Source organism: Psychrobacter sp. 1U2 (genome assembly GCF_051847575.1).
In genome coordinates this window covers 1-515 of the sequence record NZ_JBPYDC010001833.1, presented here as the reverse complement: position 1 = coordinate 515, position 515 = coordinate 1, and the positions used below count along the sequence as shown (strand labels likewise).

Sequence of the window (515 nt, the reverse complement as noted above, 5' to 3'; positions counted from 1 at the left end):
CTCATAAACGCACAGCACAAGCTGATAAAAAGCCTTTTCAGTGGCAATTTTTACTGCCTAAATACTGGAGTATTTGGCTGTTATTTGTGATATTTTTGCCCATGATTTATCTGCCGTTACGTTGGCAGTTTTGGTTGGGTCGTAAGCTTGGCATCTTGATTTATAAAGTTGCAGGCTCACGCAGACAGGATACGCTGATTAACCTTAAGCTGGCTTTTCCTGAAAAGCCAGAAGCTGAGCGAGAACTGATGGCAAAGCAAGTTTTTGTCAATCAAGGTATTGGAGTATTTGAGACGCTTTGTGCTTGGTTTCGCCCTAATGTTTTTACCCGTACGGTTTCTATTTCAGGGCTACAACATCTTATCAATGCCCAAAAAGACAATCGTCCTGTTATTTTGTTAGGCGCTCATTACACCATGCTCGATTTGGGCGGGTTATTTTGCGCTCAGTTTTTTGCGTTAGATGCAATGTATCGACCACAAAATAATGTACTTCTTGATTGGTTTATTTATAAC

The 515-nt window shown here is 40.6% G+C and carries 1 protein-coding gene; it reads left to right on the top strand.

The window, feature by feature from the left end:
* Positions 1–515 (top strand): lysophospholipid acyltransferase family protein (locus ACS8FD_RS24665; RefSeq protein ID WP_439277782.1); only part of this gene is annotated, 515 nt, incomplete at both ends.